General features: G+C 71.6%; 14 protein-coding genes. 9 read left to right on the top strand and 5 right to left on the bottom strand.

From position 1 onward, the window contains the following. Positions 1 to 13 precede the first annotated feature (13 nt). From IM767_RS03850 to IM767_RS03860, 3 genes are read left to right on the top strand one after another with little or no spacing between them, the layout of a single operon-like run. Positions 14 to 2,059 (top strand): beta-galactosidase, encoded by a 2,046-nt coding sequence (locus IM767_RS03850; RefSeq protein ID WP_109209128.1) that lies wholly within the window; start codon positions 14 to 16, stop codon positions 2,057 to 2,059. Next, positions 2,056 to 4,407, top strand: a complete 2,352-nt coding sequence (yicI, locus tag IM767_RS03855; protein WP_109209129.1) for an alpha-xylosidase — start codon at positions 2,056 to 2,058, stop codon at positions 4,405 to 4,407. The genes IM767_RS03850 and yicI overlap by 4 nt, the downstream gene beginning before the upstream one ends. Further along, entirely contained in the window at positions 4,404 to 6,998 is a 2,595-nt protein-coding gene (locus IM767_RS03860) for a glycoside hydrolase family 3 C-terminal domain-containing protein (RefSeq protein ID WP_239453164.1), read from the top strand. Before yicI ends, IM767_RS03860 begins: the two co-directional genes overlap by 4 nt. Positions 6,999 to 7,099: 101 nt before the next feature. Here the strand turns inward: IM767_RS03860 and IM767_RS03865 are convergent, their stop codons facing one another. After that, positions 7,100 to 8,014 carry a DUF6807 domain-containing protein gene (locus tag IM767_RS03865; RefSeq protein WP_109209130.1) on the bottom strand — a complete coding sequence of 305 codons (915 nt, stop codon included), beginning with the start codon at positions 8,012 to 8,014 and terminating at the stop codon, positions 7,100 to 7,102. A gap of 191 nt (positions 8,015 to 8,205) precedes the next feature. On the opposite strand from IM767_RS03865, the gene IM767_RS03870 reads away from it, so the two are divergent. Beyond that, positions 8,206 to 8,484, top strand: coding sequence for a GlsB/YeaQ/YmgE family stress response membrane protein (locus IM767_RS03870; protein ID WP_109209131.1), 279 nt, complete (start codon positions 8,206 to 8,208; stop codon positions 8,482 to 8,484). Positions 8,485 to 8,643: 159 nt separating this feature from the next. On the opposite strand, the gene pgm is transcribed toward IM767_RS03870, so the two are convergent. Beyond that, the gene (gene pgm / locus IM767_RS03875; protein ID WP_109209132.1) at positions 8,644 to 10,287 is read right to left on the bottom strand and encodes a phosphoglucomutase (alpha-D-glucose-1,6-bisphosphate-dependent); all 1,644 of its coding nucleotides are present in this window, start codon (positions 10,285 to 10,287) and stop codon (positions 8,644 to 8,646) included. 96 nt (positions 10,288 to 10,383) lie between these two features. Here pgm and pheA point away from each other — a divergent pair, with 96 nt between their 5' ends. Continuing rightward, on the top strand, positions 10,384 to 11,361 hold the full coding sequence (pheA, locus tag IM767_RS03880; RefSeq protein ID WP_109209133.1) for a prephenate dehydratase: 978 nt from the start codon (positions 10,384 to 10,386) through the stop codon (positions 11,359 to 11,361). Further along, positions 11,361 to 11,801: a TIGR03618 family F420-dependent PPOX class oxidoreductase gene (locus IM767_RS03885; protein WP_109209134.1), complete on the top strand. Its 441-nt coding sequence runs from the start codon at positions 11,361 to 11,363 to the stop codon at positions 11,799 to 11,801. The genes pheA and IM767_RS03885 overlap by 1 nt, the downstream gene beginning before the upstream one ends. Positions 11,802 to 11,903: 102 nt before the next feature. Here the strand turns inward: IM767_RS03885 and IM767_RS03890 are convergent, their stop codons facing one another. Together IM767_RS03890 and IM767_RS03895 are read right to left on the bottom strand one after the other, a co-directional pair. After that, positions 11,904 to 12,989, bottom strand: coding sequence for an LLM class flavin-dependent oxidoreductase (locus IM767_RS03890; RefSeq protein WP_109209135.1), 1,086 nt, complete (start codon positions 12,987 to 12,989; stop codon positions 11,904 to 11,906). Positions 12,990 to 13,038: 49 nt separating this feature from the next. Further along, complete coding sequence (locus tag IM767_RS03895) at positions 13,039 to 13,680, bottom strand: NADPH-dependent F420 reductase (protein ID WP_239453166.1); 642 nt, start codon at positions 13,678 to 13,680, stop codon at positions 13,039 to 13,041. Positions 13,681 to 13,796: 116 nt separating this feature from the next. Between IM767_RS03895 and IM767_RS03900 the strand changes: the two genes are divergently transcribed. Next, entirely contained in the window at positions 13,797 to 14,783 is a 987-nt protein-coding gene (locus IM767_RS03900) for an aldo/keto reductase (protein ID WP_109209136.1), read from the top strand. A gap of 27 nt (positions 14,784 to 14,810) precedes the next feature. Here IM767_RS03900 and IM767_RS03905 read toward each other — a convergent pair whose 3' ends face one another. Further along, on the bottom strand, positions 14,811 to 16,166 hold the full coding sequence (locus IM767_RS03905; protein ID WP_109209137.1) for a cryptochrome/photolyase family protein: 1,356 nt from the start codon (positions 16,164 to 16,166) through the stop codon (positions 14,811 to 14,813). A gap of 91 nt (positions 16,167 to 16,257) precedes the next feature. Between IM767_RS03905 and IM767_RS03910 the strand changes: the two genes are divergently transcribed. Together IM767_RS03910 and IM767_RS03915 are read left to right on the top strand one after the other, a co-directional pair. Beyond that, positions 16,258 to 17,388, top strand: a complete 1,131-nt coding sequence (locus tag IM767_RS03910; RefSeq protein WP_109209138.1) for a LacI family DNA-binding transcriptional regulator — start codon at positions 16,258 to 16,260, stop codon at positions 17,386 to 17,388. A 372-nt stretch (positions 17,389 to 17,760) separates the two neighbouring features. Next, positions 17,761 to 19,545 (top strand): glycoside hydrolase family 13 protein, encoded by a 1,785-nt coding sequence (locus tag IM767_RS03915; RefSeq protein WP_109209139.1) that lies wholly within the window; start codon positions 17,761 to 17,763, stop codon positions 19,543 to 19,545. The last annotated feature ends 7 nt before the right edge of the window (positions 19,546 to 19,552 follow it).

Raw genomic sequence — 19,552 nt, forward strand, 5'->3', positions numbered from 1 at the left:
AGGTTCCTGCTCCATGGCCACCGCGACTCCGCGCCCCCTCGGCGCGTTCTCCGACCTCACGAGCGAGCTCGGAATCTGCTTCGGAGGTGACTACAACCCCGAGCAGTGGCCGCGCGAGGTGTGGCAGGAGGATGCGGAGCTGATGGTCGGCGCCGGCGTGAACCTCGTGACCGTCGGCGTCTTCAGCTGGGCCCGGCTCGAGCCGTCGCCGGGGGACTACGACTTCGCGTGGCTGGACGAGGTGCTCGACCTGCTGCACGCGCACGGGATCGCCGTGGACCTCGCGACCCCGACGGCGTCGCCGCCGCCGTGGCTCGGCATCCTTCACCCCGAGACGCTGCCTGTGAATCCCGACGGCGTGCGCCTGGCAGCCGGGTCGCGCAACCAGTTCACCCCTGCCTCGCAGGTCTACCGCGAGCGAGCGCTGGCGATCGCGACCGCGATGGCGAAGCGTTACGCCGCCCACCCCGCCGTGCGCATGTGGCACGTCGGCAACGAGTTCGGGCAGATCGACTTCGGCGACGAGGCGGCCCGCGACTTCCGGCTCTGGCTGCGCGAGCGTCACGGCACCATCGACGCCCTCAACGACGCGTGGGGAACCGTCGTCTGGGCCCAGCGCTACCGCGACTTCGACGAGATCGTGCCGCCGCGCCGCATGCCCTACCTGGTGAATCCTGCGCAGTCCCTCGACTTCCGGCGCTACACGTCGTGGGCGCTGCAGCGGGTGTTCGCCGAGCAGCGCGACGCGATCCGGGCCGCCGGCGCGGCACAGCCGGTGACCACGAACTTCATGGGCTTCGAGCCGCTCACCGACCTGTGGGAATGGGCAGACGAGGTCGACGTCGTCGCCGACGACCAGTATCCCGACCACGCGTCGCCGACGGTGTCGTCAGACATCGCCCTCGTGCAGGACCTCATGCGCTCGCTCGGCGACGGGCGCCCGTGGGTGCTCATGGAGCAGGCGATCAGCGCGACCTCGTGGCGTCCGCACAATCTCCCCAAGAGCGCCGAGCGCGCCCGCCTCGATTCGCTGCAGGCCGTCGCGCGGGGGGCCGACGCGATCTGCTTCTTCCAGTGGCGCCAGGCGCGCACCGGCGCCGAGCGCTTCCACTCCGCGATGCTGCCGCACGCCGGTGCCGACACCGAGGTGTTCCGCACGACGTGCGCGCTCGGCGCCGATATGCGCCGGCTGCGGCCAGTCGTGGGCGGCCGGGTCGCGGCATCCGTCGCCCTCCTCTTCGACTGGCCGTCCCGCTGGGCCGCGGAGGAGCCGGGGCGCCCGACCGAGCGCCTGCGGACCCTCGAGCAGGTCGCCCGCTGGCACCGCGCGCTGTGGCGCCGCGGCATCGCCGTCGACCTCGTGCGGCCCGGAGCCGACCTCTCCGCCTACCGCACGGTGCTCGTGCCGCACACGTACATCGTCGAGACGGATGCCGCAGCCGCCCTCCGCGCGGCGGTGGAAGGCGGGGCGAGCCTCGTCGTCGGACCGTTCTCGGGCGTCGCCGACGGCAACGCCGGCATCCTCACCGGGCGCTCGCCCGTGCTCCTGCGCGACCTCGTCGGCGTGAGCGGCGAGGAGTGGGTCGGCCTGCCCGACGCGCCCACGCCGCTCGCGATGGAGTCCGCCTGGGAGGCCGCGCCCGACACGGCCGAGGCTACGGTGCTCGGGGAGCGTCTTCGCGCCGACGGGGCCGAGGTGCTCGCGCGCTTCGCCTCCGGCCACCTGGCCGGCGCCCCCGCGATCACGCGGCACCGAGTCGGCGAGGGCACCGCCTGGTACCTCGGTGCGGTCGTCTCGGACGACGCGCTGACCGCGGTGCTGGACGACGCGTTGGACGCGTCCGAGGTCACCGGCGTGCTTCCCGACCGCGTGCTGCCCGACGGCGTCGAGGCCGTCCAGCGCGGCGCGGCCCTCTTCCTCCTCAACCACGGCGACGAGCCCCGGCACCTCACGGTGCCCGGGGCGCGCCGGGATCTCTTGTCGGACGCGGACGTCGAAGGCCGGCTCGAGCTGGCCCCCGGCGCCGCCATGGTGCTCATCGAAAGGCACGCAGAGTGAAGTTCACCGATGGCTACTGGCTGACCCGCCCGGGGCTCGCCCCCCTGTACGCGGTCGAGGTCGACGACATCCGCCACGACGAGGCGGAGGGCACGATGACCGTGTACGCGCCGACCGCCGTCATCCGCGACCGGGGCGACACGCTCAACCGCGCGATGCTCACCGTGACGTTCTCGGCGCCCGCGCCGGGCGTGGTCAAGGTCCGCGTGGAGCGGCATGCCGGAGCCGTGCACCGCGGCCCCGACTTCGAGGTGCGCGCCGCGGAGGGCTTCCGGCCCGAGATCGCGATCGACGACGAGGCCGGCGTGCTCCGGTCGGGCCCGTTGAGCGTGCGTGTGGCCCGGACGGCCGGGCAGTGGCGCGTCGACTTCGAGAGCGACGGCCGTGTGCTGACCAGCTCGCTGCCGCGGTCGATCGGGCATTTCACCGACACGACCGGGAAGAACGGCAAGACCGGCACCGCCGGCACGGCGGGGACCGCCGCCGGGGGCGCCCAGCCGACCTGGGTGCACCAGCAGCTGAGCATCGAGCCCGGCGAGCGCGTCTACGGACTGGGCGAGCGCTTCGGCGCGTTCGTGAAGAACGGCCAGACCGTCGACACCTGGAACGCCGACGGCGGCACGTCGAGCGAGCAGGCCTACAAGAACGTGCCGTTCTACATGACGAGCCGCGGCTACGGCGTCTTCGTCGACAACCCTGCCAACGTCTCGTTCGAGGTGGGCAGCGAGGTCAACTCGCGCGTGCAGTTCTCGGTTGACGGCGAGTCGCTGGACTACTACGTCATCGCAGGCCCCGAGCCCAAAGACGTGCTGCGCCGCTACACCGCCCTCACCGGTCGCCCGGCGCGCGTGCCGGCCTGGTCGTTCGGACTCTGGCTCACCACGTCGTTCACCGCGAGCTACGACGAAGACACCGTCAGCGCGTTCGTCGACGGCATGGCCGAGCGCGACATCCCGCTGTCGGTGTTCCACTACGACTGCTTCTGGATGCGCGAGTACCAGTGGACCGACTTCGAATGGGACGACCGCGCCTTCCACGACCCGGTCGGCCAGATCGCCCGGATGCACGAGCGTGGTGTGCACGTCTCGGTGTGGATCAACCCCTACATCGCGCAGCGCTCGGCGCTGTTCCGCGAGGCCGCCGACCGCGGCTACCTGCTCCGGCGCACCGACGGCAGCGTGTGGCAGTGGGACATGTGGCAGGCGGGCATGGGGCTCGTGGACTTCACGAACCCGGATGCCGCCGACTGGTACGTCGCGAAACTGCAGGGGCTGCTCGAGCAGGGCGTCGACGCGTTCAAGACCGACTTCGGCGAGCGCATCCCCGTCGAGGGCGTCGTCTGGCACGACGGGTCCGACCCGTATCGCATGCACAACTACTACGCCAAGCTCTACAACGAGGTGGTGTTCCGCGCTCTCGAGCGGCACCACGGCGTGGGCGACGCGGTCGTGTTCGCCCGGTCGGCGACCGCCGGGTCGCAGCAGTTCCCCGTCCACTGGGGCGGCGACAACGACTCGACCTTCCTGTCGATGGCCGAGTCGCTGCGCGGCGGGCTGTCGCTGGCGATGTCGGGCTTCGGCTACTGGAGCCACGACATCGGCGGCTTCGAAGGAACCCCCGACCCGGGTCTGTTCAAGCGGTGGCTCGCCTTCGGCCTGCTCTCGTCGCACTCGCGCCTGCACGGGTCGTCCTCAGTGCGCGTGCCGTGGGCGTTCGACGACGAGGCCGTCGACATCGCGCGCTCGTTCACGAAGCTCAAGATGCGGCTGATGCCCTACCTCGCGTGCGCCGCCGAGGAGGCGCACTCCTGCGGCACGCCGATGATGCGCCCCATGGTGCTCGAGTTCCCCGACGATCGTTCGGGCTTCGACGCCGACACCCAGTTCATGCTGGGCGACGCGCTGCTGGTCGCACCGGTGTTCACGGCGGACGGGAGCGTCGAGTACTACGTGCCCGAGGGGGAGTGGACCTCCCTCCTCGACGGCTCGGTGACCGACGGCAGGCGCTGGGTCTCCGAGACGCACGGCTACGACTCGGTTCCGCTGCGCGTGCGGCCGGGCACCGTGCTGCCGTTCGGCGCGGATGACACCCGTCCCGACTACGACTGGGCCGACGGCGTGACCCTGCGCTGCTTCCAGCTGCCCGACGGCTACGACCGGGTGACCACCGTGCCTGGGCGCGACGGCACCGCGCCCACGAGGTTCCGCGTGCGTCGCGACGGCGACACCGTCCTCGCGAGCTCGGACGACGCCCGCGCTCCGTGGGCGCTGCAGGTGGGGGAGCGGATCGTGCGGGCCGAGGCATCCGGAGAGATCCGCATCGACATCCAGCAGGAGGGCGACCGATGACCGACACTGTGACCGAGACCGCGACGACCCCGGTCGACGACGCGCCGCAGCAGGACCCGCCCGTGTTCCGGCAGGTCGACCAGCCGCTTCGGGTGCGCGCCCGCGATCTGCTCGACCGGCTCACCCCCGACGAGCGCATCGCGATGCTGCACCAGGCGGCCCCCGCGATCGAGCGGCTCGGAGTGCCGGCCTGGCACACCGGGTGCGAGGCGCTGCACGGCGTCGCGTGGCTCGGCCGCGCGACCGTGTTCCCCCAGCCGGTCGGGCTCGCCGCGACGTGGGACACCGATCTGGTCGAGAAGGTCGGCGAGGTGGCCGCGATCGAGGTGCGCGCCAAACGCGCCGAGAACCCGCTGGTGAGCCTCAACGTGTGGGCGCCCGTCGTCAACACCCTGCGTCACCCCGGATGGGGCCGCAACGAGGAGGGCTACTCCGAAGACCCCCACGTCACCGGCGTGTTCGGCACGGCGTACTCCAAGGGCCTCCGCGGCGACCATCCCCGGGTGTGGCGCACCGTGCCCGCGCTCAAGCACTTCCTCGCGTACAACAACGAGACCGACCGCTCCACGACGTCGTCCGAGATGTCGCTGCGCACCCTGCACGAAGAGGAGCTGCCGGCCTTCCGCGCGGCGATCGAGGCGGGGGTCGCGGGCGGCATGATGCTCGCGTACAACCAGGTCAACGGCATCCCGGCCCACACGCAGCCCGAGCTCGTCGCGGAGGCCCGGTCGTGGTCGGACGAATCGATCGCGGTCGTGTCGGATGCCGGAGCCCCGACCTTCCTCGTCACCACGCAGCGCGCCCAGCCCGATCACGTCCACGCCGCCGCCGCCCTCGTGCGTTCGGGCCTGGACTCGTTCACCGACAACGAGGCGAACGCCGCCCCGACCATCGGGTACGTGAACGAGGCGCTCGCCGCAGGTCTCCTCACCCGCGACGACGTCGACCAGGCGGTGCTGCGCCTTCTCGAGCTGCGCATCCGCACCGGTGAGTTCGACGGCGACGCCGACCCCTATGCGGGCATCGGGGCCGACGCGATCGACGCGCCCGGGGCGCGGGAGCTCGCCCGGGAGGCGGTGGCGCGCTCGGTCGTCGTGCTGCGGAACGACTCCGGCGTGCTGCCCCTCCCGGACGTGTCGAAGGTCGCCGTGGTGGGTCCGCTGGCCGACCTGGTGCTCACCGACTGGTACGCGGGCACCCCGCCGTATGCGGTCGGGATCGGTGCGGCCGCGGCCGAGCGCTTCGGCGAGGCCGAGGTGGTGACCGGCGCCGACACCATCGCGCTCCGCGCCGTCTCCAACGGCCGGTACGTCGTGTCGAGCGCCGACGGCGCCGTGGTCGAGGCGTCGGCCGACGCCGCGGGCGAGGATGCACTGTTCGACGTCACGGACTGGGGCGACGGCATCCTGACGCTCCGCTCCCGCGCGGGCGGGCTGCTGCTCACCGGCGGCTCGTGGCCGGTGCGAGCCGACGCCGCCCGTGTCGGGGAGTGGGTCGTGCAGGAGAGCTTCCGCGCCCACGTGCACGCCGACGGCACCTGGTCGCTGCTGCACCTGGGGTCGGGCCGTTGGCTGCGGGTGTTCCGGGACTCGGGCCTCCTGGCTGCCGAGGCGGTGACGCTCGATAAGGCCGAGCGGTTCGGCGTGCGCGTGGTGCGGTCGGGCGCGGCCGCGGTGGCCGAGGCGGCTGCGAACGCCGACGCCGTCATCGTCGCGGTGGGCAACGATCCGCACCTGAATGGCCGCGAGACCGAGGATCGCCCGCACCTGCGCCTGCCGGACGCCTGGGCGGACCTGTGGCGTGCGGCGCGCGAGGCCAACCCGCGCGCAGTGCTCACCGTCGTGTCGAGCTACCCCTACGTCCTCGCGGACGTCGACGCCGACACGGTCGTCTGGTCGAGCCACGGCGGGCAGGAGCTCGGACACGGCGTCATCGACGTGCTGTCGGGCGATCGCGAGCCCGCGGGCCGGCTGTCGCAGAGCTGGCCCGCGACCGAGGAACAGGCGGGCGACCTGTTCGACTACGACACCCTCCGCCAGGGGGCGACCTACCGCCACCAGGCCGAGCGGCCCACGTTCGCCTTCGGGCACGGCCTCACGTACACGACCGTCGGCTACGAGTCGCTTTCGGTGACAGATGCCGCGACCCCGGCGCCGGAGCCCACGCACCGGCACGCCGGATTCGAGCGGCGGGCCGATGAGGTGCCGGTGACCGCGGTGGTGCGGGTGCGCAACTCGGGCGACCGGGACGCCGAGGAGCTCGTACAGCTCTACGCGCTGCCCGCCGAGGGCTTCGCGATTGCGACCCCGCGCCGCCTGCTGGTGGCCTACGAGCGCGTGCGTCTGGCCCCGGGCGAGGTCCGCGACGTCGAGCTGTCGTTCTCGCCGGCGCGTCTGGCGGTGTGGGACGACGCCGTGCGGCTGCCGGGCGCCGCCCAGGACTGGGTCCACGAGGGCGCCGCGGGTGCAGGCCGGGACGTACGCGCTGGCGGCCGGCCCGTCGGCGTGGGACCTTCCCGTGCGTGCCGAGCTGGAGGTCACAGCCGGCTGAGGCACCCGCCCGCAGGTCGTTGCCTGGCCCCCGGTCGTTGAGCGAGCGAGGAACGAGTCAGGCGAAACGCCGCGACGCTCGGCCCCGGTCGTTGAGCGAGCGAGGAACGAGCGAGACGAAACGCCTGCAACCCGGCGAAGGGTCAGAGCGCGAACTCCTCGGCCAACGAGCGCGTCTCGGCGGGGGTCCAGATGCGGTCGCCGAAGACGTGCCGGTGGGCGAGCGAGAGCTCCGCGCCGGGTGCGAGCAGGATGTGCTGGTCGAACGCCGGCGAGGGCGCGATGATAGGGAACGGCTCGCTGCGCACGAACCAGCGGATCGCCGGGCCGCCCGTAGATGTGCCCGCGAAGACGAGCACCGTTCCGCCGCCGTCGACCTCATCGTGCTCGCCGGACAGCGCCACCCAGGGGCCGGCCAGCCCCATGACCGCGTCGGCGCCGGCGTCGTCAGGCAGCCCGCCTGCCAGAACGCGGCCGCCGGTCCAGGCACGCGGCATCCGGATCGCGAAGCCGGTGTAGCCGGCGTTCGGGCGGCCCTGCGTCGTCGGGCTGCCGAATTCCAATTCGCGGTCGGCGGTGCTGCGGAGGGTGGTGGAGAAGTCGAGTGCCCATAGTCCGCGCTCGGTGTCGACGCCGTGGAAGCGGTGCGTGCGCGTCTCGGAGATCCACTCCTCGCCCGCCTGCGTGATCCACGTGAGCTCTTCGGTGAAAGCGACCTCGGCTCCGGCATCCGTCACCGTCGTGAAGCGGTCGTGGCGCATACGGCCGACGTTGTCGAGCAGTACGTAGTCTCCGTGCTCGGGGCGGTACGTGTTGCCGCCCCAGAAGTTCTGACCCGACACGTGGGTCCACGTGAACTGCAGGCCCTTGTGCCAACGGTGGTCCCACGGCCGGAACGCCGTGAGCGGCGCCCCGTCGAGGGCGCGCAGCGGGTGCAGGAAGGGCTTCGGGCCCTCCGATGGCTCACCGCCCGGGTCGAACGAATAGCGGGCGATGTCGACGCCCGCGGAAGAGACGGTCAGGTCGGTGTCGTCGAGGCGGAGGCTGAGATCGGGCACGCTCCCATTCTGACGCAGATGCGCGGAAAGCGCTTGCCGATCCCAAGGTCGCCGGGATTTTGCCGCGCGTTCAGACCGCTGTCAAGGGGTAGGCCTGTTCCGGACTCTGAGGCCGGGGGGGCGGTAGCGTCGTCGGCATCTCAACGGAGACACCGCACCCCCCGCAGTGTCCACGAGACAAAGGAGAGATCATGCTCTGGACCATTCTCGGCCTCATCATCATCGGCCTGATCGCCGGCCTCATCGCTCGCGCCGTCATCCCCGGCAAGCAGAGCATGGGCATCCTGCTCACGATCGTGCTCGGCATCGTCGGCTCATTCGTCGGCGGGTTCCTGGGCTTCCTGATCTTCGGAAGCGACCCCAACGGCGGCTTCCTGCAGCCGTCGGGCATCATCGGCTCGATCCTCGGCGCGATCATCGTGCTCGGCATCTACGTGCTCGTCACGCGTCGCCGCGGCGTCACCCGCTGACCCGGGTCCGCGACTCCCCTCGCGAACCCACACCAGAAGCGCGAGCCCACACGCTCCGGCGTGTGGGTTCGCGCTTTTGCGTGTGGGTTCGCGCTTTTGCGTGTGGGCTCGCGGTTTTGCGTGTGGGTTCGGGTGTGACGGGCGGCCGCGGCCTGCGACTCAGGCCCCGGCGAGCGCCGCCGACACGACCTCGCGCGCCTCGGCCTGCACCTGCGCGAGGTGCTCGGGGCCGCGCAGCGACTCGGCGTAGAGCTTGTAGACGTCCTCGGTGCCCGACGGACGCGCCGCGAACCACGCGTGCTCGGTCTGCACCTTGAGCCCGCCGATCGCGGCGCCGTTGCCCGGCGCGTGCGAGAGCTTCGCCGTGATGGGCTCGCCGGCGAGCTCCGTGGCGGTGACGGCCTCCGGAGCCAGCTTCCCGAGCGCCGCCTTCTGAGCGGGCGAGGCCGGGGCATCCACGCGCTGATACGCCGACGACCCAAACTCGGCCTCGAGCTCCGCGTAGCGCTGCGAGGGCGTCTTGCCCGTGACGGCGAGGATCTCTGCCGCGAGCAGGCACAGCAGGATGCCGTCCTTGTCGGTGGTCCACACCGAGCCGTCCTTGCGCAGGAACGACGCGCCCGCCGACTCCTCTCCGCCGAAGGCGACGGAGCCGTCCAGGAGGCCGGGTACGAACCACTTGAAGCCGACGGGCACCTCGAGGAGGGCGCGGCCGAGGGATTCGGCGACCCGGTCGATGATCATCGAGCTGACGAGGGTCTTGCCGACCGCGGCATCCGTCGGCCAGTCCGGCCGATGCGAATAGAGGTAGTCGATCGCGACGGCGAGGTAGTGGTTGGGGTTCATGAGCCCGCCGTCGGGCGTCACGATGCCGTGCCGGTCGGCGTCGGCGTCGTTGCCGGTGAGGATGTCGTACTCCTCGCGGCGGCCGATGAGTCCGGCCATCGCCGACGGAGACGACGGATCCATGCGGATCTTCTCGTCCCAGTCGAGGGTCATGAAGCGCCACGTCGGATCGACGTCGGGGTTCACCACAGTGAGGTCGAGGCCGTGCACCTCGGCGATGAGCGCCCAGTACTCGACCGACGCACCGCCCAGCGGATCGGCGCCGATGCGCACTCCCGCACGACGGATCGCCTCGACATCGATGATGTTCGCCAGATCGCGCACGTACGCGTCGCGGAAGTCGTACTCGCCGAGGGTGTCGGCGTCGAGGTCCTTGAAGGGGGTTCGCGAAACGCCCTCCAGGCCCGCGGCGATGAGCTCGTTGGCCCGGTTCGCGATCCAGCCCGTGGCATCGGTGTCGGCCGGGCCGCCGTTCGGCGGGTTGTACTTGAAACCGCCGTCGCGGGGCGGGTTGTGGCTGGGCGTCACCACGATGCCGTCGGCGCGGCCCGGGTCTGCGGCATCCTTCCCGCGGTTGTACGTGAGGATCGCGTGGCTCAGCGCCGGCGTCGGAACCCACGAGTCGCGGGCATCGACCCGCACGTCGACGCCGTTCGCGACGAGCACCTCGATGGCGCTGCGCTCGGCGGGCAGCGACAGCCCATGCGTGTCGCGTCCGAGGAACAGCGGACCCTCGATGCCCTGCGAGCGCCGGTAGTCGACGATCGCCTGGGTCGTGGCCAGGATGTGGGTCTCGTTGAAACTCGCCGACAGCGAGGACCCGCGGTGACCGCTCGTGCCGAACGCGACGCGCTGCTCGGGCACCGAGGGGTCGGGCTTGATGTCGTAATAGGCGGCGATCAGCTCATCGATGTCGATGAGGTCGGATGCCTCGGCGGGCTGTCCTGCGCGACTCATGCGTCCCAGTCTGCCCGTCCTGATCGACCTGCGCACGGTCCGTGACAAGCGGCCCGGCGGTCCGTATGATCGGCCGGGCCGAATAGGCTGGCACGCGTGACTTCCGAGGTCGTCGCCGAGCAGGCTTCCGTTCCCGTCCGCCGCACCTACAGCTACCTGGGCCCTGCGGGCACGTTCACCGAGGCGGCGCTGGCGCAGGTGCCCGAGGCGCGGGGGCACGAGTGGCGGCCGGTGCGCAATGTCGGCGAGGCGCTGGCCGACGTCATCGCCGGCCGGTCGGACGCCGCGATGATCGCGATCGAGAACTCCGTCGACGGCGGTGTCTCGACGGCGCAGGACGCGCTGGCGACCGTGCCGGGCCTGCGCATCGTCGGCGAGTACCTCGTGCCGGTGGAGTTCGTCCTGGTCGGCCGCCCCGGTGCGCGCCTCGAGGACGTGTCGCTGATCGCCGCCCACCCCGTGGCGTACGCCCAGTGCCTGGAGTGGCTCACCCGCGAGCTGCCCGCGCACGCGCACGTGCCGGCCGCGAGCAACGTGGCCAGCGCGATGGGGCTGCTCGACGGATCGAGCGACGCGGATGCCGCGATCGCCCCACCCGGGATCCTCGAGCACCACCAGCTCGAACTCCTCGCCTCGAACATCGGCGACAACCCGAACGCCGTGACGCGCTTCGTGCTCGTCAGTCGCACCGTGGTGCCGCCGCCGCCGACCGGAGCCGACAAGACCTCGCTCATCGTCGAGCTTCCCGACGACCACCCCGGCGCCCTGCTGGAGATGCTGGAGCAGTTCGCGACCCGGGGCATCAACCTGTCGCTCCTGGCCTCGCGGCCGATCGGCGACGAGCTCGGCCGGTACCGGTTCGTCGTCGACGCCGACGGTCACCTCGAGGATGAGCGCATGGCCGACGCCCTCATGGGCCTGCGCCGCTTCAGCCCGAAGGTGACCTTCCTCGGCTCGTATCCGCGCGCGGACCGAGCCGTCGTCCACTACCCCGAGAGGTATGCCGACGACGTCTTCGTCGAGGCGCGCGACTGGCTGCGCGGCCTCCTCTCGGGCGAGCCGGAGGCGCAGTGATGGCCGCCCCGTTCGTGCTCGACCCGGCTGACGAGCGCCAGGCCAAGGCCCTCGCGCGGCTGGAGGGCGAAGAGATCGGGTGGCTCGGCACCATCGGGCGCGACGGCTTCCCCCATGCGGTGCCGGTGTGGTTCCTCTGGAAGGACGACGTCGCCTACGTCTTCACACAGCCGGGTTCGGCGAAGGCGAAGAACCTCCGCGAGAACCCGAAGGCGATGCTGCACCTCGAGGCAGGCGACGACGGCGAGCAGCTGCACGTGCTGCAGGGCACCGTCGAGATCTCCGACGAGCCGACGACCGCGTGGCTCGACCGGCTGGGCGAGGCCTACCTCGCCAAGTACGGCGGCGGCATCCAGCACCTCGGCTGGACGCACGAGCGCATGTGGGCCGAGTACTCGCTGGTGCTGATCTTCCGCCCGCACAAGCTCATCGCCTGGTAGGCGCCGAGACCCGGGGGTGCGAGGACGGCCGACCGTCCCCGGGGGTTAGCCCCCGGCCTGCACCTCAGCCGAGGGCTCGCACCTCAGCCGAGCGCCCGCACCTCAGCTCAGGTCGAGCTCGGCGGCGAGCAGCTCCAGCGTCTGCAGGCGGCCGGGCGCGGCATCCATCGGCTCGTCCTCGTAGGAGCCCGCGATCGGCGAGATCATGATCTCGTCGACGCCGTGCGTCGCGGCGAAGGAGCGGAGATCGGATGCCACGGCCTCGGCGGTGCCGACGAACCACTTCGCGCGGGCCGAGGCCATGAACGTGTCGCCGAGACCGGCGAAGTCCGCCGCGTTCGCGCGCGCGTGCTCGACGGTCTCGAGTGCGACGAGGGGCTTGTTCGTGCGCAGACGTGCCGTCATGCGCAGGTTCGGCAGCGCCCGCTCCTCGGCCTCCTCGGCGGTGGGCGCGACGAGCACGTTCGCGGTGAGGAAGGTGCGCGGAGCGCCGAGCGCCTCCGTCGGCTGGAACGCCGACCGGTAGAGGTCGAGCGCGCGCTCGAGCCCTTCGCCGGAGAAGTGGTTCGCGAACACGTACGGAAGGCCGAGGGCGGCCGCGAGCTGGGCGGAGTAGTCGCTCGAGCCGAGCAGCCAGACCTCGGGGGTGGTGGTGGCCGCGGGGGTCGCGTGCACGTCGTACGTGCCGCCCGACGTGAAGCGCAGCGAGGCGCCGTCGGGCGCGACGAGCGAGAGGATGTCGCGCACGTGGTCGGGGAACCGCTCGACGTCGCTGGTGGTGCCGCTCTGGCGCAGGAGCTGCGTGATCACGGGGTCCGAGCCGGGCGCGCGGCCCAGCCCGAGGTCGATGCGGCCGGGTGCCAGGGCTTCGAGCGCCGCGAACTGCTCGGCCACGACCAGCGGCGAGTGGTTGGGGAGCATGACGCCGCCCGACCCGAGCCGGATGCGCGATGTGCGTGCGGCGGCGGCCGCCGCCAGCACCGGCGGCGTCGTCGAGGCGACCGCGGGCATGTTGTGGTGCTCGGCGAACCAGTACCGCCGGAAGCCCAGCCGGTCGGCCGCGTCGACGAGCGAGAGGGATGCCGCGACCGCCTGCGCGCTGGTCTGCCCGGTGCGCACCGGGACGAGGTCGAGGACCGACAGCGAGAGAGTCGAGGGGGAGGCCGGGGCGGGGACTGCAGTGCTCATCGATTACTGCAACCTTCCGCCCCGGCATCCGCATTCCGGATCGGGAGGATTACGGCAGGCGGTTGGCCTTGGCGAGGTTCTCGCGCAGCTCGTCGGCCGTCTGGGCGACGACGTACGCGGGGCGGTCGCGCTCGAGGCGCCAGGACTCGCTCAGCGGGCCGGCGCTCACGGTGTCGAAGCCCAGGGCGTCGTACACGCCGGTGACGAAGTCGATCGCCTCGGGGAAGTCGCTCGCGGTGCCGAGCGCCCGACGGCCCGGCTCGCCGGCAGGGGAGCCGCCGGCGTTGATGTCGGACGCGTACAGGTGGTTGAACGCCTTCACCACCTTCGAGCTCGGCAGGTGCTCCTGGAGGAGGCCGGAGGTCGTCGCCTCGCCGCGGTCGAGGACGTCGACGTGGCCGTCGCGCTCGAAGTAGTAGTTGTTCGTGTCGAGCACGATCTTCCCCGAAAGCGGCTGGACGGGAACGTCCTTCAGCGCCTTGAGCGGCACGGTCACGACGGCGATGTCGGCGGCCTCGGCCGCCTCCGGCGCGGTGGCGGCGGTGACCTTCGGGCCCAGCTCCGCGACGACGCCCCCGAGGCTCTCGGGTCCGCGCGAGTTCGAGATCACGACGTCGTAGCCGAGTCCTGGGAAGGCGCGGGCCAGCGCGCTGCCGATGTGTCCTGCACCGATGATTCCGATCGTTGTCATGATGGCCCGCAACTCCGGCCCGGCGCCGGGCATTCCGACGCCCGACATGGAAGGACATCCGGGAAACGTTTTCGGAATCCGGCCCCGGCCGCTTCGGGTCGTGTGACGATGTCCGAATGGATTACGTGCATCTCGGACGAACCGGCACCTCCGTCTCGCGGATCGTGCTGGGGACGATGAACTTCGGCGACCGCACCTCGGAGGAGGACGCGTTCGCCATCATGGACCGGGCACTGGAGCTCGGCGTCAACTTCTTCGACACCGCCAACGGCTACGGCGGCGCCGGCGGCCGCGGCACCACCGAGGAGATCATCGGCCGCTGGTTCGCGGCACGCCCCGGCGTGCGCGACGACATCGTGCTCGCGACCAAGGTCCACTCGCCGATGGTCGACCCGACGCCCGACGGCGACGTGGTGAACGCGCGGGGCGCCTCGGCCTGGCAGGTGCGGCGCGAGGCGATCGGGTCGCTCCGGCGCCTGCAGACCGACCGCATCGACCTGTACCAGTTCCACCACATCGACCGGCACATCTCGTGGCAGGAGCTGTGGCAGGCGATGGAGGTGCTGGTCGCGCGCGGTGAGGTCGTCTACACCGGCAGCTCGAACTTCGCGGCGTGGAACATCGCGCAGGCGAACGAGATCGCGAAGCAGCGGCACTTCCTCGGCCTGGTGAGCGAGCAGTCGCTGTACAACCTCGTGCAGCGCTCGATCGAGCTCGAGGTGATCCCAGCGGCGCAGAACTACGGCCTCGGCATCCTGCCGTGGTCTCCGCTCGCGGGCGGTCTGCTCAGCGGCGGCTCCACCGACGCGAAGGCGCGCTCGGCGTCGGAGCGCGTATCGGCGCAGCGCGCGGAGCGCGGCGACCAGCTCGCGACCTACGAGCGGTTCGCGCAGGAGCGCGGCTGGACGCCGTCGGCCCTGGGCCTGGCGTGGCTGCTCCACCAGCCCGGCGTCACCGGGCCCATCATCGGCCCGCGCACCGTCGAGCAGCTCGAGTCGGCGGTCTCTGCGCTCGAGATCCGCCTCAGCGAGGACGACCTGAAGGAGCTCGACGAGCTCTTCCCCGGCCCCGGCGGTCAGGCGCCCGAAGCGTACGCATGGTAGCTCGAGCTCAGACAGCGGGCCGCGCGCTCACGAGCGCGCGGCCCGCTTGACGTGCTCGTAGGCGTCGAGCGCCGCGGCGCGCGTCTCGCCCAGCTCGACGATCGGCTCGGGCGGCTCGTCGCCGAGATGCTCGGGCGCCCACTCGCGTACATAGTGCCCGTCGGGGTCGAACTTCTTCGCCTGCAGCTCCGGGTTGAAGATGCGGAAGTACGGCGCCGCATCGGCACCGGAGCCGGCGACCCACTGCCAGTTGAACGGGTTGTTGGCGCCGTCGGCGTCGACGAGCGTGTCCCAGAACCACTCCTCGCCGTGGCGCCAGTCGATGAGCAGGTTCTTCACGAGGAAGGATGCCGTCACCATGCGCACCCGGTTGTGCATGTAGCCGGTGCGCCACAGCTCCTTCATGCCCGCGTCGACGAGGGCGACCCCGGTACGCCCCTGCTGCCAGGCCTCCAGCCGGCTGGGCTTGAGCCGCGGCCACGGGAACGCGTCGAACTCCGGTCGCAGGTTCTTCGTCGCCAGCTCGGGGAAGTGGTACAGCGTGTGCCACGCGAACTCCCGCCAGCCCAGTTCCGACAGGAACCGGCCGCCGTGCCCGGCCTCCACCGTCTCGTGCCACACCGTGTGCGGGCTCACCTCGCCCCAGCGCAACCGGGGCGACAGCAGCGAGGTCGCCCCCGCCGCCGGCTCGTCGCGCGCGCGGTCGTAGCTCGCGAGGTCGTCCGACAGGAACGCCCGCAGTCGCCGCCGCGCCTCCGGCTCGCCGGGCTGCCAGGTCTCGCGCAGCCCGGCCGCCCAGTCCGGGTGACGGGGGAGCAGCCCCCAGTCGTCCAGGGCGTCGGATGCCGGACCCCGGCCCACCCCCTCGATCCGGCGCGGTTCGGGCAGCGGTGGGCGAGGCGACGGCAGCGACCGGCACGCGCGCCAGAACGGGGTGAACACGGAGAAATGGGTTCCGCTCCCCGTCTTGACCGTCCACGGCTCGAAGAGCAGGGAACTCGCGAAAGAGGCGACCTCGACGCCGTCGTCCCGGAGGGCGGCCTTCAGCCCGGCGTCGATCTCACGCTCGGGCCCGCCGTAGCGGCGGTTCCAGAAGACGGCGCCGGCTGCGGCATCCGTCACCATCTCGCGCACGACGCGATCGGCCGGGCCGCGCCGCAGCACGAGAGCCGCTCCGCGCTCCTCGAGGCGCTCGCCGAGGGAGACCAGCGAGTGGTGCAGCCACCAACGGGCGGCGCCGCCGATCGGCCGGATGCCCGGGCTCTCCTCGTCGAGCACGTACAGCGCGATGACGGGTTCGCCTCGATCGATCGCCGCACGCAGGGCCGGGTTGTCGGCGAGGCGGAGGTCATCGCGGAACCACACGATCGAGGGGCCGGCCATGGCCCCATCCTCGTCCGCGCGCGCCAGCGCGCGGCGGTCTTGACAACGGCGTGACGGCGCGGATCGCGAACCAAGGAGTCACGGCCGAGACATGGGGCGCTGCGCTTCGGCGCTACTCCTCGTTTCGGCGCGCAGGCGGAGGGTGGCGAAGAGTTCGACGCTCACACTTGCGCGGGCTTGCGCGATCCTGCAAGTTCTTGCGTACACTGAGCGCATGTCGAAGCGACTCGCCGAGGTGGCGCGCAAGGTCGGGGTCAGTGAGGCCACGGTGAGCCGCGTGCTCAACGACAAGCCCGGCGTCTCGGACGCGACGCGCCAGGCCGTGCTGACCGCGCTCGACGTGCTCGGGTACGAGCGGCCGACCAAGCTCCGCGGCGAGCGGGCGCGCCTGGTCGGCCTCGTGCTGCCCGAGCTGCAGAACCCGATCTTCCCCGCGCTCGCCGAGATCATCGGGGGCGGTCTGACGCAGAACGGGTACACGCCGCTGCTGTGCACGCAGAACGCCGGCGGCATCACCGAGTCGGACTACGTCGACCTGCTGCTGCAGCAGCAGGTGTCAGGTGTGATCTTCCTCGGTGGGAATTACAGCCAAGCGGATGCCTCGCACGAGCATTACGACCGGCTCCGGCAGGTGAACCTGCCGACCGTGCTCGTGAATGCGCGGCTGGACGCGCTCGACTTCGCCACCGTCTCGACCGACGATGCGGCCGCCGCCGAACAGGCGATCCAGCACCTGCATCAGCTCGGCCATCGCCGCATCGGACTGCTCCTGGGGCCGCCCGATCACATCCCGTCGCAGCGCAAGCTGGCCGCCGCCCGTCCGCTGCTGGAGCGCCTCGGCGCGCCGCTGGAGGACAGCCTCGTCGTGCGCGGCCTCTACTCCCTGGAATCGGGCCAGGCCGGCGCTTCGCGCCTGTTCGCGGCTGGTGCGACAGCGATCGTGTGCGCGAGCGATCCGCTGGCCCTCGGCGCCGTGCGCGCCGCGCGCCGCGCCGGCCTGCGCGTTCCCGAGGACGTGAGCGTCGTCGGCTTCGACGACTCGTTCCTCATGAGCTGCACCGAGCCGCCCCTGACGACCGTGCGCCAGCCGATCGAGTCGATGGGCCGTACGGTGATCGACCTCCTGCTCTCGCAGATCGCCGGCACGACGGAGGCCGGCGACGAGCTGCTCTTCGAGCCCGAGCTCGTGCTGCGTTCCTCCACGGGTCCCGCCGCCTCCTGACCCGACGTCGCGACCGCGTGCGGGGCGTTTCGTCTCGCTCGTTCCTCGCTCGCTCAACGACCGAACTTGAGCGCGGCGCACAACCCAGCCCTTTCCTCCCACCCCCGCGTCGCGCGTCCCGCCGGACGCGGCGCACCGCCCAGCGGAGCGGGATCATCCGCAGAGCGCGCGGGCTCGGGACTGGCGGGCGCCGCCGGCGAAGCCGACGCCGCGGGTAAGCGCGCCGGAGGATGATCCCGCACAGCGGTCATCCAACCCTCACCGACGCAACCAAATCGTAATCTTGCAAAGATTCATTCGACAATTGCAAACTAAGCCACCCTGAACTACATTCAACGCATCACGTCCTTTCCTACTCGATGAGGAGAACCGTTGGACACCGACGTCCTGACCCGCGGCGCGCACCCCGTTCCCGCCAGTGACAACCCGCTGTGGTGGCGGTCAGCCGTCATCTACCAGGTGTACGTGCGCAGCTTCGCCGACGGGAACGGCGACGGAACCGGGGATCTCGCCGGCGTCCGCGCGCGCCTGGGCTACCTCAAAGACCTCGGCGTCGACGCGATCTGGTTCAACCCCTGGTATCCGAGCCCGCTGGCCGACGGCGGGTACGACGTGCAGGACTACCGCGACATCGACCCCCGCTTCGGCACGCTCGAGGAGGCGGAGCTGCTGATCCAGGAGGCGCTGGCCCTCGGCATCCGCACCATCATCGACGTGGTGCCGAACCACATCTCCGACCAGCACCCGTGGTTCCAGGCGGCGCTGGCCGCAGGCCCCGGCAGTCCCGAACGCGAGCGCTTCTGGTTCCACCCGGGCAAGGGCGAGAACGGCGACGAGATCCCGACGCACTGGGTGTCGAGCTTCCAGGGCTCGACGTGGACGCGCACGACGAACCCCGACGGGACGCCGGGGGAGTGGTACCTCCACATGTTCACGCCCGAGCAGCCCGACCTCAACTGGAACCACCCCGACGTGCGCCGCGAGCACGAGGACATCCTGCGCTTCTGGTTCGACCGGGGCGTCGCCGGCGTGCGCATCGACTCCGCGGCGCTCCTCATCAAAGACCCGGATCTTCCCGAGGTCGGCGAGAAGGAAGGGCCGGGGCAGCACCCCACCGAAGACCGCGACGAGCTTCACGACGTCTACCGCTCCTGGCGCGCGATCGCCGATTCGTATCCCGGGACGCGGGTGCTCGTCGGCGAGATCTGGGTGCCCGACATCGTGCGGTTCACCAACTACCTGCGGCCCGACGAGATGCACACCGCGTTCAACTTCGACTTCCTCGCACGGCCGTGGGGCGCGGCATCCTTCCGCCACTCGATCACCGCGACGCTCGAGGCCCACGCGCCCGTCGGCGCCCCGAGCACGTGGGTGCTGAGCAACCACGACGTCACGCGGCCGGTCACCCGGTACGGGCGCGAAGACACCGCGTTCGCGTTCCTCAAGAAGCGGTTCGGCGTGCCGACCGATCCCGAGCTGGGGCTGCACCGTGCCCGTGCCGCGGCGCTGCTGGTCGCAGCGCTGCCCGGCAGCCTCTACATCTACCAGGGCGACGAGCTGGGCCTGCCCGAGGTCGAGGATCTGCCCCTCGACCTCATCGAGGATCCGATGCACTTCCGTTCCGGCGGCACGGATCCAGGACGGGACGGATGCCGCGTCCCGCTGCCGTGGTCGGGCGACCATCCTCCGTTCGGCTTCAGCCCCGACCGGGCCCGCACGTGGCTGCCGCAGCCCGAGGGGTGGAACACGCTCACCGTCGCGGCGCAGGAGGCCGACCCCGCGTCGACCCTCAACCTCTACCGCGACGCGCTGCGCCTGCGCCGCGAGCTCCCCGAGCTCGGCGACGGCCCGCTCGACTGGTGGGACGACAGTGCTGGTTCTCAGGAAGGGGCCCTGCTTGCCCGTCCTGCCCCCGCCGCGAACGGCGCCGGCCCCGACATCCTCGCCTTCCGGCGTGGCGACGACTTCGCGTGCGTCGTCAACACCGGCGAAGACCCGGTCGCGCTTCCCCCCGGCGCGGCCGTCCTCCTCTCGAGCTCGCCGCTCGAGGCCGGCCTGCTGCCGGGCAACGCCGCCGCATGGCTGCGGCTCGAGCCCGCGGCATCCCGATCCCACACCCGCACCATCACCCCGGAGACGTCCGCGCCGAGAGGCTGACGCGGCA

This window comes from Microbacterium ureisolvens, from assembly GCF_015278315.1.
Lineage (GTDB): Bacteria > Actinomycetota > Actinomycetes > Actinomycetales > Microbacteriaceae > Microbacterium > Microbacterium ureisolvens.

Excerpts from the sequence above, each read along its gene's own strand:
- IM767_RS03860 (WP_239453164.1), top strand. The coding sequence starts at position 4,404 with ATGACCGACACTGTGACCGAGACCGCGACGACCCCGGTCGACGACGCG.
- IM767_RS03870 (WP_109209131.1), top strand. The coding sequence starts at position 8,206 with ATGCTCTGGACCATTCTCGGCCTCATCATCATCGGCCTGATCGCCGGC.
- IM767_RS03910 (WP_109209138.1), top strand. The coding sequence starts at position 16,258 with ATGGGGCGCTGCGCTTCGGCGCTACTCCTCGTTTCGGCGCGCAGGCGG.
- IM767_RS03850 (WP_109209128.1), top strand. The coding sequence starts at position 14 with ATGGCCACCGCGACTCCGCGCCCCCTCGGCGCGTTCTCCGACCTCACG.
- IM767_RS03905 (WP_109209137.1), bottom strand. The coding sequence starts at position 16,166 with ATGGCCGGCCCCTCGATCGTGTGGTTCCGCGATGACCTCCGCCTCGCC.
- IM767_RS03890 (WP_109209135.1), bottom strand. The coding sequence starts at position 12,989 with ATGAGCACTGCAGTCCCCGCCCCGGCCTCCCCCTCGACTCTCTCGCTG.
- IM767_RS03900 (WP_109209136.1), top strand. The coding sequence starts at position 13,797 with ATGGATTACGTGCATCTCGGACGAACCGGCACCTCCGTCTCGCGGATC.
- IM767_RS03895 (WP_239453166.1), bottom strand. The coding sequence starts at position 13,680 with ATGACAACGATCGGAATCATCGGTGCAGGACACATCGGCAGCGCGCTG.
- IM767_RS03885 (WP_109209134.1), top strand. The coding sequence starts at position 11,361 with ATGGCCGCCCCGTTCGTGCTCGACCCGGCTGACGAGCGCCAGGCCAAG.
- pgm (WP_109209132.1), bottom strand. The coding sequence starts at position 10,287 with ATGAGTCGCGCAGGACAGCCCGCCGAGGCATCCGACCTCATCGACATC.